Genomic DNA, 17,034 nt, shown 5'->3' on the forward strand with positions numbered 1-17,034 from the left:
AAATTAACGCCTTTACAGCTGGGCTTAGCAATATTTGGTACATATGACCATCGTAGCACTTGGTATAAATCACAAAACCGCATCCGTAGAATTACGCGAAAAAGTCGCGTTTTCGCCTGAGCAAATGTCTGAGGCGTTACAACAATTAAGTGGCCATGCGCATTTTAATGAAGCGGTTATTGTTTCGACCTGCAACCGAACCGAAATCTATTGTAGCCTTGCTGAGCGTAATTCCCAAACACTGTTGCACTGGTTAGCCAGTTTCCATGGTTTGGATGAACAAGAACTGAGCAGTAACACCTATTATCATGAGGGCGAGCAGGCTATTAATCATTTAATGCGTGTGTCGTGCGGCCTTGATTCCTTGGTATTGGGTGAGCCACAAATTTTGGGGCAAATAAAGCAAGCCTACCATAATGCAAAAACGCATGATGCCATTGGTGTGACATTTGACCGCTTGTTTCAAAAAACGTTCTCGGTAGCAAAACAAGTTCGCACAGAGACAGACATTGGTGCCAGTGCAGTATCCGTGGCTTATGCTGCTGTTAATTTAGCCAAGCATATTTATGGTAAGTTAGATAAAACCAATGTATTGCTGATTGGGGCAGGCGAGACCATTGAACTGGTGGCTAAACATTTATACCAAAATGATCCGCAAAAAATCACGGTGGCAAACCGCACCATCGAGCGTGCAAAAAGTTTAGCTGTCGAAGTTGACGCTGATGTTATCGCTTTGGCGCAACTACCTGAGCGTCTCCACGATGCCGATATTGTTATTAGTTCTACCGCGAGTACTTTGCCAATTATTGGTAAAGGGGTGGTTGAGCAGGCTTTAAAAAAACGTCGTCACAAGCCCATGCTGTTTATTGATATTGCTGTCCCTCGGGATATTGAGAGCCAAGTAGGCGAATTAGATGCGGCCTATTTGTATTCAGTAGATGACTTACAAGCGATAGTGAGCGAGAATATCGCCGCGCGCGAACAAGCGGCGCAGCAAGCGCAAATAATTATTGATGCGCGCACCAATGAATTTGTCATGTGGCTGCGCTCTCTCGATTCGGTCGATATTATTCGTTTGTATCGAAATGATGTACAAGATATTAAATCAGAACTTGTCGAAAAAGCACTTGGCCAGCTGCAAGCAGGCAAAGACGCAGAAAAAGTGATACTCGAGTTGGCAAACAAACTGACCAACCGCTTGATGCACGCACCTACCCGTGCTATTCAAGATGCGGCTAAAAATGGTGAAGCCGCTGAGTTAAGTCAATTAAAGAAAATGTTAGGTATTGATCAGGAATAGCCGTTAAATGAAAGAGTCTGTTTATAGAAAGTTAGAAACCTTAGTCGAGCGTTATGAGGAAGTGCAAGCGCTGCTAAGCGACCCCTCTGTGATCAGCGATCAAAATCGCTTTCGTGCCTTATCTAAAGAATATTCAGAATTAGAAGAAATTGTTAAAGCGTTTTTAGCGTACCAGCAAGCACAAGATGATGTCGCTGCAGCAGAAGAAATGCTAAAAGACTCTGATCCTGAGATGCGCGAAATGGCGCAAGAAGAATATAAAGAAGCAAAAGCACAAATTATTGCATTAGAAGATGAAATTCAGATCTTAATGCTACCAAAAGATCCGAAAGACAATAACAACGTCTTTTTAGAAGTGCGCGCAGGCACGGGGGGCGATGAAGCCGCTATTTTTGCGGGCGATTTATTCCGCATGTACAGCCGCTACGCAGAAACGAAAAAGTGGAAAGTCGAAATAGTGAGCACCAACGAAGGTGAGCACGGTGGCTATAAAGAAGTTATCGCACATATTTCGGGTGAAGGCGTGTACGGCCAGCTTAAGTTTGAATCAGGGGCGCACCGTGTTCAACGTGTACCAGAAACTGAGTCGCAAGGCCGTGTTCATACCTCGGCGTGTACCGTTGCGGTTATGGCAGAAGTGCCTGAGGCAGAGGCTATCGAAATTAACCCTGCAGATATTAAAGTCGATACATTCCGTGCGTCGGGTGCCGGTGGTCAGCACGTAAATAAAACTGACTCAGCAATTCGTATTACCCACCTTCCAACGGGTGTGGTCGTTGAATGTCAGGATGAGCGTTCACAACATAAAAACCGTGCGAAAGCGATGTCGGTACTTGGTGCACGTTTACAACAAGCTGAAGATGAAAAACGCCAAGCGGCTGAAGCATCAGAGCGTCGTAATTTAGTGGGCAGTGGTGACCGTTCAGAGCGTATTCGTACTTATAATTACCCGCAAGGTCGTATTACTGATCACCGTATTAATTTAACACTGTATCGTTTAAATGAAGTTGTTGCAGGTGATTTAGGCTGTGTTATCGAGCCCCTAATGCAAGAACACCAAGCTGATTTACTTGCTGCGATGGGCGATGAATAATCGTGCCACAAAGCATAGAACAAGCACTGATTGCTGCGACGGCGTTATTAACGCCTAGCAGCGACAGCGCGAAACTAGACGCGCAAGTCCTGCTACTTTCTATTCTCGATAAACCCCGTAGTTACTTATTTAGTTGGCCTGAAAAACACCTAACGGAACAGCAAGAAGCTGAGTTTAATCGTGCATGCCAGCGTCGCTTGCAAGGTGAACCTGTCGCGCATATCACCGGCATTAGAGAATTCTGGAGTTTGCCACTAAAGGTGAATGCCACCACTTTGATACCTCGTCCTGATACGGAAACGCTGGTTGAGTATGCACTGGGGCTTGAATTACCCCATGCTGCAAACGTGCTCGATTTAGGAACCGGGACGGGGGCAATTGCGCTTGCACTCGCCAGTGAAATGCCCAATTGGCAAGTATTAGGGGTTGATAGAGTACCCGAAGCCGTTGCGCTTGCTAACGAGAATCAACAACGACTTAATATTAACAACGCCACTTTTGCTTTAAGTAATTGGTTTAGCGCTGTAAACCATAAAAAGTTTGATCTGATTGTTAGTAACCCGCCGTACATTGAATACGATGATGAACATTTGAGCCAAGGTGACGTGCGTTTTGAGCCCTTGTCAGCCTTGGTGGCTGATGATGATGGCATGGCTGATATTAAGCAAATAATTACAATGGCACGTGACTATTTAGCAACAAATGGCTATCTTTTAATTGAACATGGCTACCAACAAAGTGTTAAAGTTCAAGAATTTTTTGCACAAATGTCGTATAGCCATATACTTACAGTTAAAGATCTTGGCGGTAATGACCGTGTAACGTTAGCACAATGGCCTAAATAAAATAACAGAGCACTGTGCGCATATAGCCTTTGAGGGTCCCAAACAATGGATGATTTTTTGTTTTCGGATGAAGCACTTGATGATGTATCAGAAGTGATTCAGGGTAGTTGGAAAGTCATCGTCGTTGATGACGAACCAGAAGTACATGCCGTAACAAAGCTTGCGCTCAGTGACTTTGAATTCCAAGACAAACGTCTTGAATTTATTAGTGCTTACTCAGGTGAAGAGGCAAAGCAATTAATAGAGCAGCACCCAGATGCAGCCATCGTATTACTCGATGTAGTAATGGAAACCGATGACGCTGGCCTGCGGGTTGCAAAATATATTCGTGAAACTGCAAAGAACAATCATATTCGTATTATTCTTCGTACAGGCCAACCCGGTCAGGCACCGGAAAGACAAGTAATCGTTAATTATGATATTAACGATTACAAATCTAAGACAGAGCTGACAGCACAAAAGCTCTTTACAGTGGTGATGTCGAGTTTGCGTTCGTATCGCGATATCTTATCTATAGAGCAATCACGCCAAGGCCTTGAAAAAATTATAAAAGCATCGCGTGATATTTTTTCTACTCATTCATTAGAGCACTTTATTGAAGGCGTGATGCAACAACTCACCTCATTGCTCGGTACAGTAGAGCAAGCCGTGTATGCTACGAGTCTGGTGGCAAGTAACCCGCTCGATAACCAGAAAAAGCTCGTTGTATTCTCAGGCAAAGGTGAGTTTGAACGCAGCGAAGGCAAAGCGATTGAAGAGGTGCTCAATGAAGAGCAGCTACAAGCTTGTCAGCAAGCGCTAAGAGAAAAAACCATCGTTTACCGTGAAAACTACCTATTTGCGTATTGCAGCAGTGAATACAATCATAATTCTATGCTGTTTATTTCGGGTATTCCAAAGCACTTATCCGATACACAGCGCCACCTCATCGAGATATTTTCACAAAACGTGCAACTTGCTTATGAAAACGTTCAGCTTCAGGCTGAAATAGAAGCAACTCAACAAGAACTGGTGTTTAGATTAAGTGAAGCGCTTGAACAACGCTCTACCGAAACAGGAAACCATGTAAAACGTGTGTCGCACATTTGCTACGAATTGGCTGTGGGCTATGGATTACCGAAGCGCGAAGCTGAATTAATTCGACATGCAGCTCCTCTTCATGATGTTGGAAAGGTAGGGATACCCGACGCTATTCTCAATAAACCAGGGCCACTCAGCGATGAAGAGTGGGCAATCATGAAACAGCATGCAGAAAAGGGGCACCGAATATTAAAAGACTCGTCACGTGATATTGTTAACACAGGGGCTGTTATAGCGTTATCTCACCATGAGCGCTGGGATGGCACAGGCTATCCTGCAGGCTTAAAAGGGGACGATATCCCGATTGCTGGGCGCATTGTTGCACTGGCCGACGTGTTTGATGCACTACGACACAAGCGTTGTTACAAAGAGCCTTGGTCTCTTGAAGATGTTGTAAAAGAGATAAACGCTCAGCAAGGAAAACAGTTTGATCCAAAGTTAATAGATGTGTTTAATCAACGCATTAAAGAAATAGAAGACGTACTTGTACGTTACCCAGATTAATGACAATTAGAATTGAGGCATATGGATTATTTAGCAGTTAAACACACTCACATGTTACTCGCTGTGTTGAGTATCATTTTATTTTACGTTCGCTCTTTTTCGCGGTTAAAAACAGCCACATTAGCAAAGAATAAAATCGTTTTTATTGGCAGTCATAGTATCGACACGTTGTTGTTGGTTTCTGCTATTGCATTGATTGTAATGGCTGGGTTTAACCCGCTAGAGCAGTCGTGGTTGCTTGAAAAAATTATTTTAGTGATTGCCTATATCGCTTTAGGAATTGTTGCAGCCAGACAAAGCTCACAATCGGCACGTGTCATTTTACTTGTTGTGACAACCTTCATTTTACTTGCGATTGGTTATCTCGCCTCTGCAAAGAACGCTTTTATCCTGTAAACATTGAAACGCGGTATATCGACTGTTAACCGTTATACCGCTGCTCACTTTCTCTTTTCAAGATTGGCAACTGACGCTAAAAGTAGGTAAACTAGCCTCTCGTTTTCGAAAGAGATGTTGCAGTATAAATGACCACCCCTTGGTTTGAAGATCACAATGAATCCTATCAAGATGAGGCCTTTGACGCATTTTCTTCAAACGTGCTTTATCGTTGTATCGATGCTGAATTAACGTGGGACACACAGGTAGATTTAACTGCTTGTTATGACACATTAAATGAGTTTGAAGATACCGTATCAGCACTTTGTACTGAATTTAAAGAGCCACACGAGCGTCTAGATAAACTTCTTGATACCTTTTATCAGCAATGGTTGTTCAGTGCCTCAAGCCTAAAAGTGCCTGAGTACACGTTAAACAGCTTTAGCTACACCATTACGATGCGTAGTGGTACACAAACCACACTGGCGATATTACTTTGTCACTTATTACAGCACGCTGAATTTGATGCCACAGTGACTTTAAGTCAAGGTGAAGTTCATATTCATGTCGCAATAAGCGAAGAAGAGGGCTATTTAATTGAGCCAAGTACGGGCCAGCAAAGTTGGTATATTACCCCCGAAAATGCCTGTGAAGAGAATGGTGATGAACAAGAACCACTTGAGCTAATTTTTGAAGAAGAGCTTTATAAGCTGTATTTAGCACAGCAAAAGTGGTCGTTTATCAGCGAGAGCAAGTTTGGTCATGCCCTTCATTGCGTTGACATGTTAATGGAACTACTCGGTGATGACCCCTATGAACGCCGTGACCGAGGGTACCTGCTTAATCAATTAGATTGCCCTAAAATGGCCCGTGACGATTTGCAGTATTTTATTAATGAATGCCCAGATGATCCGGCCATAGAGATTATTCAGCATCAAATTGCTGAAATCGAAGATAACAATAATACACACCACTAAATTAAAGGAACATTTATGACTGACGCCCACAGTGCGCTTATTACCAATGACGCAGTCGTACTTGGTTTGCTTGCCGTTATTTTGGGGTTTATCTTTAAAACCTCACACAGTAATAATGCGGCATGCCGAAAATTTTATAAATATGTACCCGCACTCCTGCTGTGCTACTTTTTACCCTCGTTATTAAATACTTTTGGGATTGTTGATGGTCACTCGTCGAATGTTTATTTTGTAGCATCTCGCTACTTATTACCGGCTTGTTTAATTCTGTTAACCATCAGCATTGATTTAAAAGCCATTTTAAACCTTGGTCCGAAAGCGTTAATCATGTTCTTAACCGGTACCATGGGGATTGTGATTGGGGGTCCGTTAGCGATTTTAGTGATGAGCGCGGTCTATCCTGAAGCCGTTGGTGGTCATGGCCCCGATGCGGTTTGGCGCGGTATGACAACTATCGCAGGTAGCTGGATAGGCGGGGGCGCTAATCAGGCCTCAATGAAAGAAATGTTTGAAGTTGGTGGGGATATTTTCTCGGCAATGGTAACGGTTGATGTCATTGTGGCTAACTTATGGATGGCTGTACTGTTACTGATGGCTGCTAATCACAAAGCCATTGATGCCAAAACCGGGGCAGACACCCGTGCAATTGAAGAGCTTAAAGAGCGTGTTGAAGCCTATCATGCTGAACATGCACGTATGCCAACACTTAATGATTACATGACCATTATTGCGATTGCCTTTGGTATAACGGGCTTGGCGCATTTTTGTGCGGACTTTTTAGGGCCGTATTTTGGCGCTAACTTCCCATGGGCACAAGAATATAGTTTAAACAGTAAGTTCTTTTGGTTAATCGTAATTTCGACCACAATCGGGATTAGTTTATCGTTTACTAAAGTACGTCATATCGAAGCATTTGGTGCATCAAAAGTGGCTTCAAGCTTCTTATATATTTTGGTGGCATCAATTGGTCTTCACATGAATATTACGGCTATTTTTGATTCGCCAATGTACTTTGTTTTGGGTGTGATCTGGATGTTGACACACGCAAGCTTAATGCTGATTGTAGCGAAATTAATTAAAGCGCCTTTATTTTATATGGCCGTTGGGTCTCAAGCGAATGTAGGCGGGGCAGCATCAGCGCCCGTAGTTGCCTCAGCGTTTCATCCATCACTTGCCCCTGTTGGTGTTTTACTGGCAGTTTTGGGCTATGGTGTCGGAACCTATATGGCATATATTTGTGGATTAATGCTGCAAGCTGTTGCACCTTAAGGAATAAAAAATGAACAACCAGTTAATTAAAATCAACGAGATTGAATTAGCGAACGACAAACCCTTTGTGTTGTTTGGTGGTATGAACGTGCTTGAGTCTCGCGACCTAGCAATGCGCATTGCTGAGCACTACGTCGAAGTAACCTCGAAGCTAAATATCCCGTATGTTTTTAAAGCGTCATTTGATAAAGCAAATCGCTCATCAATTAACTCTTATCGTGGCCCGGGGATGGAAGAAGGGTTAAGAATCTTCGAAGAAATTAAAACAACGTTTAACGTGCCACTCATCACCGACGTGCATGAGCCACACCAAGCTGCGCCAGTGGCAGAGGTAGTTGATGTTATTCAATTACCTGCTTTCTTAGCACGCCAAACTGATTTAGTTGTCGCGATGGCGAAAACAGGCGCAATTATTAACGTGAAAAAACCACAGTTTTTAGCACCGCACGAAATGCGTCATATCATTAAGAAATTTAATGAAGCAGGCAACAATAATGTGGCGCTGTGTGAGCGTGGTACAAGTTTTGGTTACAATAACCTTGTTGTTGATATGCTCGGTATGGATGACATGAAGCCAATGGCTCCGGTTATTTTTGATGCAACGCATGCGTTACAACGCCCGGGTGGCCGTGCTGATTCGGCTGATGGTCGTCGTGCGCAAGCGGCAGAGCTTGCTCGCAGTGGTATGGCATTAGGTATTGCGGGTCTGTTTATTGAGGCGCATCCTAACCCTAACGAAGCAAAATGTGATGGCCCTTGCGCCCTTGCACTAAGTAAGCTTGAAGGGTATTTAACACAAATGAAAGCGGTTGATGATTTAATTAAAAGCTTTGCACCGTTAGACACCAGCGCAAGCGATTTATAGAATACTCAGTATTAATGAGTATTTAATGACGAAAAAGGCGACCAAGGTCGCCTTTTTTTATTTGTATCGCTATAATCGACGCATAAGAAAAACTAATTCTAAGCTTGGTGTTTATGTCTCGTCGTGTCCCTCCCCTAAATGCACTAAAAGCGTTCGAAGCTGCAGCGCGTCACTTGAGTTTTACCAAAGCAGCTGAAGAGCTGTATGTGACACAAGCCGCGGTCAGCCACCAAATTAAAACGCTGGAAGAGCATTTAGGCCTTAAATTATTTCTTCGTAAAAATCGTTCGCTATTATTAACGGAAGAAGGGCAAGGGTACTTTCTCGATATTAAAGAGATATTTACTCAGCTGATTGATGCCACTGAAAAGTTATTAGCACGCGGGGCAAAAGGGTCTTTAACGGTTAGTTTAACGCCCAGTTTTGCTATTCAATGGTTGGTGCCAAGGCTTAGTTTATTTAATGAGTTACACCCTGAAATCGATGTGCGAATAAAAGCACAAGACCAAGACGAAAATTCATTGTCTGATGATGTAGACATTGCCATTTACTATGGTCGTGGTCATTGGAGTGGCGTACAAACTTACAAGTTACACACAGAATACCTTGTGCCGTTATGCAGTCCCATGCTGCTAACAGGGCCTAAGCCTTTAAATCAGCCGAGTGATTTGGCTAACCATACTCTGTTGCATGACACAACGCGTAAAAATTGGAAAACGTGGATGAAAACAGCCGGAGTGCGTAATGTCCAAGTAAACCAAGGTCCTATTTTTAGTCACTCATCAATGGTGCTCCAAGCGGCAGTGCATGGTCAAGGCGTGGCAATTGGGAATAGTGTCTTAGCAAAACCCGATATTGATGCCGGGCGCTTAGTGATACCGTTTAATCACTCATTAGAAAGTAAAAATGCCTATTATTTAGTGATACGCGAATCGCAAACAGAACTGGGGAAAATAGTTTCTTTCAAAGACTGGATGCTGAGCTTAGTTGAACAAGAACAAGAGTATTAACATGTTACAGTGGTTTAAAAGTGCAACGGGTGATGCCCGTGCACAGTTTATATTTGCTCATGGCGCAGGGGCGGGAAGTGACTCAGCGTTCATGCAAAATATGGCAACGTTAATTAGCCAGCATCAGATTGATGTGGCGTTATTTGACTTTCAGTATATGCAAATCGCAAAACAGACCAATAAACGCAGGCCCCCAGATCGTGCCCCTAAACTGCTGGCTTATTTTGCTGAAGTGTTAGCGCATCGTCAGCCAGATTTACCTGTATTTATTGGCGGAAAGTCGATGGGCGGTAGAATGGCTTCTATGCTTTGCACACAAGAGGACGCTGTAGAGGTTGCTGGTGTTGTTGCGTTTGGCTACCCGTTTCACCCTCCCGGAAAACCCGATAAGCTTCGTATCGATCACTTCATCGATATGCCATGCCCCTTTTTAGTACTTCAAGGTGAACGCGATACTTTTGGTAATCAGCAAGAATTAGCCGAGCTTGAAATGAATAATCCGCCAGAAATTAGCTGGCTAAAAGACGGTGATCATTCATTAAAACCGCGTAAGAAAAGTGGTTTAACTGAAGACGATAACTTACAACACGCTGCGAACCTTGCGGCCCAATTTATACTTAAGTTGATTGATGGAGATTCACAATGATCAAATTTTATTTAATCGCGGGGAGTCTGTTTTGCATGCTGTCGGTTGTGCTAGGCGCGTTTGCTGCGCATGGTTTAAAAAGCCGCGTATCCGACTATGCATTAGGTATTTTTAAAACAGCTGCAGAATATCAAATGATGCATGGTTTGGGCTTAATCGCCATCGCGATTTTAATTAAGTGGGGAATGAACTTAAGTTGGGCTGGTGGCTTTTTTATCGCCGGTATTTTGTTATTTAGTGGCAGCCTATATTTACTCGCATTAACAGGTGCGAAATGGCTTGGCCCAATCACACCCCTAGGCGGTGTGTGCTTTATTATTGGTTGGACTATTTTATTAGTTCAAGCCGCACGGTATAAATTTTAAGGGTTATCTATGTCGAGTGTTGTTATTTATTGTCGCAGTGGGTTTGAAAGCGACGCTGCCGCTGAAATCACTTTTCAGGCTGCGGAACAAGGGATTGCGGGCTATGTAAAAACGAAGCCGAACACTGGAATTGTCGTCTATGAATGTTTTGATCCGAGCCATGGCGATGAAATTATAAAAAAAATAGATTTCAAAAACATGGTCTTTGCCCGCCAATGGTTTACCGGTACTTTAGTCGATAATATGCCGCTTGAAGACAGGGTCAGTGCGATTGTGAATGCAACCGTTGATTTTCCATCCGGTGGTGACTTACGAGTTGAAACCCCAGATACCAATGAAGGTAAAGAGTTGTCTAAATTTTGTAAAAAGATTTCGACACCGCTAAAAAAAGCCCTCGAAAAACGCGCGACGGTTACGCGTGAACTTGCTGATAAAAAGCCTGTGCTGCATGTACTCTTTTTAAGTAATGACACTGCGTATGTAGGGTATTCGTATACTTTTAATAACTCGCCATTTTTTATGGGTATCCCACGCCTGCGTATGCCAAATGACGCACCAAGCCGTTCAACTCTTAAACTTGATGAAGCGTTTAATGTGTTTATTCCGCCTCATGAAGCCGAAGACCGTTTGCAGCCAGGAATGCGAGGCGTTGATTTAGGGGCGTGTCCGGGTGGTTGGACATACCAATTGGTTCGTCGTGGTATGTTTGTTAGTGCCATAGATAACGGCCCAATGAACGATGATTTAATGGAAACTGGACAAGTAAAACATTTCCGTGTTGATGGCTTTAAATACCGTCCTGAAAAGCGAAATATTCATTGGTTAGTATGTGATATGGTGGAAAAGCCAGCAAAAGTTACTAATCTTATGATTGATTGGGCCGTGAATGCGTACGCAAAAGAGCTTATTTTTAATCTTAAACTGCCAATGAAAAAACGCTTCGACAGTGTTTATGAATGTTTAAAGATGATTAAGGAAGAGCTTGAAAAATACGGCGTTAGTTATGAGCTTCAGGCAAAACATTTATACCATGACCGTGAAGAGGTTACGGTTCATTTAAATGTCACAAAGGTGCCGCAAAGCCTATACAGTTAAATAGAGGATAGCAAAATGGGGAATAGAATAGTAACGGTTTGGTTGTGTATTTTATTCCTTATTTTCTTAACCGCGTGTGGGGGCGGAGGCGGCAGCGATGAGCCTGCATCTGCCAGCAACCAAGCGCCACAAGTCACGGTGTCGGGCAATAGCCAAGTTAATGAACTTTCAACACTGACAGTTTCGGCATCAGCAAGTGATTCAGATGGCACTATTAGCCGCTTTACATGGCAGCAAACAAGCGGCCCTACAGTCAGTATAACCAGCAGTAATGAGCAACTCACTGTTGCTATTCCCGCCGTAAACGAAAATACCCCCATCAGTTTTTCAGTCACCGTGACTGATAATCAAGGTGCGACAGCCAGTGCCTCGTATACAGCGACCATTGTTAATGTTAATCAAGCACCGAGTATCGTTGTACAGGGCCCACAAACCTCCCCCTCTAGCAATATAATAACACTCAGTGCAAATGCCACCGATGTTGACGGTGAAGTCCTGAGTTATAACTGGCGTCAAACAGCTGGGCCAAGTGTGGCATTTAGTAATGGCAGTAGTGAAATCAGTTTTACGACCCCTTCAGTGAGCAGTAATACAGAATTGGCATTTACTGTGCGCGTGACAGATAACTTTGGTGAGCAAACAAGCACAGATTTTAGTGTTGTGGTCAGTGCCAATATTGCTCCTACAGTATCAATTTCTGGGCAGCAAACAATCCGAGAAGGGGTGGAGGGCACATTAAGTGCGGTTGCCGTTGATAGCGATGGCAGCATTACAAATTACAGTTGGAGCCAAGTATCAGGCCCTACAACTTCATTTACTGCCAGTGGTAGCGAATTGATGTTTACAGCCCCTGAAGTCGATGCAGATAGCGGCGTGCGTTTTCAAGTCATTGTTACAGATAACGACGGGGCTACACGCTTGGCCGAATATGATGTCGTGATTGAAAATTTTGTAAATGTAGCCCCTGTGATTACGGCTGACCCTATTGCCAATATTACTGAGCTCACTGAGGCGTCAATCAGTGTTATTGTGACCGACACTGATGGCACAGTCAGTGAAATTGCGTGGCAGCAACAAAGTGGACCCACACTAAACTTTGTTCAAAATGGCCAAGCAATTAGTTTTACAGCCCCCGAAGTGTCTGTAAATAGTGAGGTCGTATTGTTAGTCACGGCAACCGATGACATGGGGGCGATATCATCGTTAACGCTGACGTTTACGATTGTACATGTCAACAAAGCGCCCACTATTGACGCTATTGCCTTTACTACGGAGTTTAATCAACCGAGGGATTTCACGGTTAACGTAAGTGACGCTGACGATGATGAGTTATCGGTTACTTTTGCCAGTGACATTGGGGGAGCAACCATCACTACGCTCAATGCGACACGTTTTAATTACCAATATCAGCCAGCAGAAAATAGTATTGCTCAAGCCCCCTTCAAAGTGACCGTATCAGATGGTGTTGACAGTAACGAGGCGACAGTCAGCGTTACAATCACAGACACAACAGCAGCCACTGTCGTGAATGTGAGCCCACAGGATAACAGTCAGGCGGTGAGTGCAAACGCGCGTATCTCATTTTCGTTATCTGACGTAATGAAGACCACAAGCTTATCGTTTAATGAAAACGAAGGGGTGTGTACTGGCTCAGTGCAATTATCAGCAGATAACTTTAACAGTTGTTTAGCGCTTAGCTCACTGGTCTTATCAGGCCCAGAAGCGAATACCAGTGAATACTTTAACGGTGCTGAATTTACGGCTGCTTTGAGTGAGTCAACACAATATCAATTAAGGCTGACCAGTGACTTAGTTAATTTTGCCGATACGCCCGTGTCTGCGCAGATTATTACAACATTTACGACGGGCAGCGAAGATTTAAAAATCACCGAGGTGGTGGCGATTCGATTTACGAACGACACCCCATGGTTTGAACTTTACAATGGCACTAACAGTGATGTGAATTTGGTTGATTACAGCGTCAGGGTTAAGAGTCGTGATAGCGCGGATAATAGCGTTGCGGCTTCTACGATTTTTACTCTACCTAATCAAATTCTTGCTGCCGGTGAGTATGTGATTATTCACAGCCGCTTTGGGGATTCATTATTTTATGATGCTGCTGATCAGAATAAATACATTGCCTTTATTGGAGACATTGGTTCCACCGTTCGCCCTTATTGGTTTTTGAATGGGTTTATTGAATTACTGACGAGCGATCAAGCTCAAACTATTGACTTTGTTCGCTTTGGAAATGATACAACGGAACCGACATCGGTGGGTCAATGGCAAACGGGAGCGGCACCCACAATCTTGAACTTTACGGGCTCAAGTATCAAGCGTGACCAGAGCAGCACAGATACGAATAGTGCCACCGACTGGACATACAGCACCTTTACCACTCCTGGGGGGGTCAATGATATCACGTGTTCGTTAGATGAAGACGAAGACGGTATTCCTGATTGCTCAGAGCAACCAGGCTCAACATTTGCTGGATTACCACTTTATGATTGGGGAGCCAGAGCAAATCAAAAAGATATCTTTATTGAAGTAGATTACATGGACAGCAGTGATGCAGGCATTACACCTCACAGGACGGCGCTTGAAAAAGTGGCATCGTCATTCGCTGCAGAAAACATCGTGGTGCATTTTGATGTGGGTGATTTATTTCACCAAGCTGAGGGGGTATCACCTGCTGATCATGATTTAGGTGGCGGTGACCGTGTTATCTTTAGGCAATATACACCGTATAGCTTTAACCAAGGCGTTGAGAGTTTATTTCATTATAAAATGGCTAATTTCGATATGCGCCGTAAACCGATTTTTCATTACATGTTAATGGCGAATAGCCGCAATGTTGATGGCAGCGCAGGGTCATCTGGCGTTGCCGAAATTAACGGTAACGATTTAATGATAAGCCTTGGTAACTGGGGCTTGTCGTTGGACAATCAAATCTCAACCAATTTAGCCTATAACTACCAGGCTGCGACAATCATGCATGAACTGGGTCATAATTTAGGGCTTGATCATGGCGGTAATAATGCCGTGAACTATAAGCCGAACCATCTAAGTATTATGAATTATCTTTATCAATTACGCGGTTTAGCGACAATAGGAAATAATGAAGGTGACCGTTATTATTCAAGTCGTTATAGAAACAACCCAAATTGTGGTGTGCAAACAGCCGACCTTATTAATGGCCCACAAGGGTCGCCCGATAACTTTGTGATGTCGTTTTCTCATGGTTTGGGAAATGCACTCGACGAAGCAAATATTAATGAAGCAAATGGCTTGGGCTACCCAGGTTCCACTGCGATAGACTATAACTGTAATTTAGATCTTACTGAAACCTTAAGCCAAGACACCAATGGCGATAGTAACCTTTCAACGTTGAGTGATGTCGATGAGTGGAGCCTTATTGAGCTGCGCTTTTATACCTTTTTCTCGGGTAACCGTTTAGGAATTAATACTGTTCAAAATGATCAATCTGATGTGTCTCAAGTGCCTGTTCAACACATCATTGAAGAGCAAGCTCCTCCACGTTATTTATTAGAAGAGATCCAAGCAGTAAGAACATCACAAGGTGAAAACCCATGAAGTCCTTCGTGTATATAAGTGTGATGTTCGCGCTCTGTGGCTGTAAGCCTGCTGCAGATTCTGCATGGCAAATGTCATCAAGACTTAGCTTTGATGGTTACCCGATTAATTGGCAAGCAGAATCAATAAAAGGGTGTGAACAATGTGAGTTTAAAAAAGAGCGTCTGTTGGAGCCCGATGGTGTCAGTGATGTTATTACTGTTTTTCAGCAAGGGCATTGGCGTGCAGAGCACCGACAATCTCATCAAGCTCGTATTGTCTTTGAAAACGGCGCGCATTTTTTACTTGTTAAAACACGGGAAGATGGCTTATTAGAATTAGAAAACAAGCACGCTGAACTTAAAATAATCACCAAGCTTGCACAACCGTTCACAGTCAATATCGGCGAAAATACGTATGATGCGGTTATTAGTAAATTTGAAGAACCGCGTTCTGATTTAGGTCTTTCAGACCCTTTACCGGTGAAACTCGATTACACGGTACTAAAAAGCCAATAGTGTCACTATTGGCTTAATGGCTTTTAAGATTTAACGGCGGTATTTACTGCGGTAATTATCAACCCATAAACGGGTGCCTCCGCAGACTGCAACAGGCATCACAATTAAATTAACAAAGGGGATTGCTGTAAGCACCATAACGGCAAGGCCAAAACCATAAGAGAGAGTTTGTTTTTCTTTTAAATCATCTTTCATATCATTAAAGCTGACTTTGTGATTGTCAAATGCGTAATCCTCATATTGAACGGCATACATCCAACACGTAAACAACACCCATAAGAGCTGACCAATAACAGGTAAAATCCATAGCAAGATAAAAAAGCCAATTGCTCTTGGTAAGTAATAGCAGAGTTTTGTCCATTCACGCCCAAGCATTCGTGGCACATCTTTCATGGTATCAAGTAGCCCATCATCATTGACTTTTTGACCCGTCAAAAATAGCTCGACTTTTTCACTCAGCAAGCCATTAAAGGGGGCGGCAATAAAATTGGTGATGACGGTGAACAACATACTGTAGCTAAATAAAATCACTAATACGGCAATAGGCCACATTAACCATTCAAGCCAACTAAGCCACTCTGGTAACAGCGAGTTTAAATAGGCAAAGCCATCGGTAAGCCAGCCGTATAAAAAGAACAGTGAGCTGCCAAAAAGTACGATGTTGATTAATAAAGGAATAAGTACAAAACGTTTTAACCCTTTTTGGCTAATTAATTTAAAGCCAGAAAAGAAGTATTCCATACCTTGAGTAAACTGCACGCGATAACCTCTCATTATTACTTCGTGTTTGCAGTATATGATTTTCACTGTATTTGAACAGCCTTTTTCCGTAACAAAGTGTTTTTTCAGTTACATAGCAAGGAACTACGCGGTAGTATGGTAGTCATACGTACCGATAAGAACGAATAATGAAAACAGCACTAGAGGATCAGACGATGATCCGATATTATTGTTAACAGAATTAACAAAAATGACATATTCAAGATGGGAGTTTTATGCAGTTAGTCGATTTAAATCCACATGATCCTGAAGTAGTACACGTGTTTTCTGATATAGACCGACTTATAAACTCTTTATATCCAGTTGCAACAGCACAATCATTAAGCGTCGAAGAATTAGCAGAACCTAACGTGTATGCAATTGGCTTAAAAAACGAGGATGGTATTGTTGCCTGCGGTGCTATTGTGATGCAAGAAGGGAATCCGCCTTATGGCGAAATTCGCCGTTTGTATGTAAAACCAAGCTATCGAGGTAAAGGGTTATCACGTCGTATTATGCAAATTTTACTGCATCATGCGGGAGAGCAACAAATTCCCCTTATTCGCTTGGAAACAGGCCCTAAGCAAACAGAATCAATTAGTTTGTATGAGAACTTGGGGTTTCATCGTTGTGGGCCGTTTGGTAATTACACTGAAAACCCACAAAGTTTATTTATGGAATTAGGGCTTAATCAATAACGAGTTAACCTAATCACATTATTTATGGGGTTATTGTTATAGTTAAATTATGTGCGCGTCTG

Annotated in this window: 16 protein-coding genes; 15 read left to right on the plus strand and 1 reads right to left on the minus strand. The window is 43.0% G+C overall.

Features of this window, described 5'->3' with window-relative positions; all coding sequences use genetic code 11:
* The first annotated feature begins 43 nt into the window (after window positions 1–43).
* The 14 genes from hemA to JIG41_RS08240 all read left to right on the plus strand — a co-directional run bounded on the left by hemA (window position 44) and on the right by JIG41_RS08240 (window position 15,515).
* A complete protein-coding gene (hemA, locus tag JIG41_RS08175; protein WP_036967413.1) occupies window positions 44–1,300 on the plus strand; it encodes a glutamyl-tRNA reductase in 1,257 nt (418 codons plus the stop codon).
* Between the two features lie 7 nt (window positions 1,301–1,307).
* Window positions 1,308–2,393: a peptide chain release factor 1 gene (gene prfA / locus JIG41_RS08180; RefSeq protein WP_036967416.1), complete on the plus strand. Its 1,086-nt coding sequence runs from the start codon at window positions 1,308–1,310 to the stop codon at window positions 2,391–2,393.
* A 2-nt stretch (window positions 2,394–2,395) separates the two neighbouring features.
* Window positions 2,396–3,238 (plus strand): peptide chain release factor N(5)-glutamine methyltransferase, encoded by an 843-nt coding sequence (gene prmC, locus JIG41_RS08185; protein WP_074989265.1) that lies wholly within the window; start codon window positions 2,396–2,398, stop codon window positions 3,236–3,238.
* 45 nt (window positions 3,239–3,283) lie between these two features.
* Window positions 3,284–4,822 carry a DUF3369 domain-containing protein gene (locus tag JIG41_RS08190; protein ID WP_036967422.1) on the plus strand — a complete coding sequence of 513 codons (1,539 nt, stop codon included), beginning with the start codon at window positions 3,284–3,286 and terminating at the stop codon, window positions 4,820–4,822.
* Between the two features lie 21 nt (window positions 4,823–4,843).
* The gene (locus tag JIG41_RS08195) at window positions 4,844–5,218 is read left to right on the plus strand and encodes a SirB2 family protein (RefSeq protein WP_036967427.1); all 375 of its coding nucleotides are present in this window, start codon (window positions 4,844–4,846) and stop codon (window positions 5,216–5,218) included.
* Window positions 5,219–5,346: 128 nt separating this feature from the next.
* Window positions 5,347–6,174, plus strand: a complete 828-nt coding sequence (locus JIG41_RS08200; protein WP_036967428.1) for a tetratricopeptide repeat protein — start codon at window positions 5,347–5,349, stop codon at window positions 6,172–6,174.
* A 15-nt stretch (window positions 6,175–6,189) separates the two neighbouring features.
* Entirely contained in the window at window positions 6,190–7,443 is a 1,254-nt protein-coding gene (locus JIG41_RS08205) for a DUF819 domain-containing protein (protein ID WP_036967429.1), read from the plus strand.
* 10 nt (window positions 7,444–7,453) lie between these two features.
* Window positions 7,454–8,308: a 3-deoxy-8-phosphooctulonate synthase gene (gene kdsA / locus JIG41_RS08210; RefSeq protein ID WP_036967432.1), complete on the plus strand. Its 855-nt coding sequence runs from the start codon at window positions 7,454–7,456 to the stop codon at window positions 8,306–8,308.
* A gap of 113 nt (window positions 8,309–8,421) precedes the next feature.
* Window positions 8,422–9,318 carry a transcriptional regulator GcvA gene (locus JIG41_RS08215; protein WP_036967434.1) on the plus strand — a complete coding sequence of 299 codons (897 nt, stop codon included), beginning with the start codon at window positions 8,422–8,424 and terminating at the stop codon, window positions 9,316–9,318.
* 1 nt (window position 9,319) lies between these two features.
* Window positions 9,320–9,964: an alpha/beta family hydrolase gene (locus JIG41_RS08220; protein ID WP_036967440.1), complete on the plus strand. Its 645-nt coding sequence runs from the start codon at window positions 9,320–9,322 to the stop codon at window positions 9,962–9,964.
* Window positions 9,961–10,329 carry a DUF423 domain-containing protein gene (locus tag JIG41_RS08225; RefSeq protein WP_199524552.1) on the plus strand — a complete coding sequence of 123 codons (369 nt, stop codon included), beginning with the start codon at window positions 9,961–9,963 and terminating at the stop codon, window positions 10,327–10,329. The genes JIG41_RS08220 and JIG41_RS08225 overlap by 4 nt, the downstream gene beginning before the upstream one ends.
* A 9-nt stretch (window positions 10,330–10,338) precedes the next feature.
* A complete protein-coding gene (gene rlmM, locus JIG41_RS08230; protein ID WP_199524553.1) occupies window positions 10,339–11,424 on the plus strand; it encodes a 23S rRNA (cytidine(2498)-2'-O)-methyltransferase RlmM in 1,086 nt (361 codons plus the stop codon).
* Window positions 11,425–11,439: 15 nt separating this feature from the next.
* The gene (locus tag JIG41_RS08235; RefSeq protein WP_199524554.1) at window positions 11,440–15,018 is read left to right on the plus strand and encodes a PKD domain-containing protein; all 3,579 of its coding nucleotides are present in this window, start codon (window positions 11,440–11,442) and stop codon (window positions 15,016–15,018) included.
* Window positions 15,015–15,515, plus strand: coding sequence for a hypothetical protein (locus JIG41_RS08240; RefSeq protein ID WP_075593694.1), 501 nt, complete (start codon window positions 15,015–15,017; stop codon window positions 15,513–15,515). The genes JIG41_RS08235 and JIG41_RS08240 overlap by 4 nt, the downstream gene beginning before the upstream one ends.
* Window positions 15,516–15,545: 30 nt before the next feature.
* Here JIG41_RS08240 and cysZ read toward each other — a convergent pair whose 3' ends face one another.
* Window positions 15,546–16,256 (minus strand): sulfate transporter CysZ, encoded by a 711-nt coding sequence (gene cysZ, locus JIG41_RS08245; protein WP_174403856.1) that lies wholly within the window; start codon window positions 16,254–16,256, stop codon window positions 15,546–15,548.
* A gap of 254 nt (window positions 16,257–16,510) precedes the next feature.
* Here cysZ and JIG41_RS08250 point away from each other — a divergent pair, with 254 nt between their 5' ends.
* A complete protein-coding gene (locus JIG41_RS08250) occupies window positions 16,511–16,972 on the plus strand; it encodes a GNAT family N-acetyltransferase (protein WP_036967450.1) in 462 nt (153 codons plus the stop codon).
* Window positions 16,973–17,034 lie beyond the last annotated feature (62 nt).

Origin of the sequence: Pseudoalteromonas sp. bablab_jr011 (assembly GCF_016464045.1) — a bacterium.
Classification (GTDB): Bacteria; Pseudomonadota; Gammaproteobacteria; order Enterobacterales; family Alteromonadaceae; genus Pseudoalteromonas; species Pseudoalteromonas lipolytica.